General features: G+C 37.2%; 1 protein-coding gene. It reads right to left on the minus strand.

Annotated features, from left to right (window positions below):
• Positions 1 to 788: hypothetical protein (locus A6E03_RS04395; protein ID WP_065600244.1), on the minus strand; the 788-nt coding region annotated here is incomplete at both ends.

The raw sequence follows: 788 nt of genomic DNA on the forward strand, positions 1-788 counted from the left end.
GTATAGTCTGTGGTCATTTGCTTAACAGTTAATTCTTTAGTATCAAACATCCAAGCAAAACTTTGATTTGAACCCCATGCAAAACGTCCTGTTGGACTAATAGATTTAACTCTAAAAATTCTTTCTTTATCACTTAATGAACGTTCTGAACTCAAAACAAATAAACGTTCATCTGTCTTTAAGTTATAACCCACAACTGCGGCATCAGTGACTTTTATAATTTTATTTCCCGTCAAAACAGCTTCAGTACGAACTTTCAAATCAGAATCACTAACCTCACCAGTCTCTGAATCCCAACGAGCATAACTGTTTATAGCATCATCAAAATACAAATAACGGCTGTCTTCCGACCAAAGCATATCAAGTGGCGAGGTGAATTTATGCATATCTGAAACCTTGCCCGTTTTTAAATCATACACACTTTTATGGCCGCCAGATCCCGCCCAAGCAACATAACGATTATTTGGCGAACGAGTTAGATTTCGTACCTCCGTTAAATCGATAGTTGCATCCGTCACTAAACGTAAATCTGTTCCGTCGGTTTTCATGCTCCAAATTTTAAGCCCACTCTCATATTCATCTTCTGAGCTTGAATTCGCCCACGCAAATTGAAAGCGCGGTAAATCGTATGAGCTAGCATCATTAAGATCTTCTTTTGGCCACTCTTTGGCTTTTTCAATAAAGTAACGTGGAAAATCTTGATACATTACTTTTAAATCTTTTTTTGTTGTGAATTGAATGTCACCACTACTTTCCATGATGTAATAATTATGCTCACCCACATAGGT

The sequence above is a fragment of the Aliivibrio sp. 1S128 genome (genome assembly GCF_001691065.1).
In the GTDB taxonomy this organism is placed as follows: Bacteria; Pseudomonadota; Gammaproteobacteria; order Enterobacterales; family Vibrionaceae; genus Aliivibrio.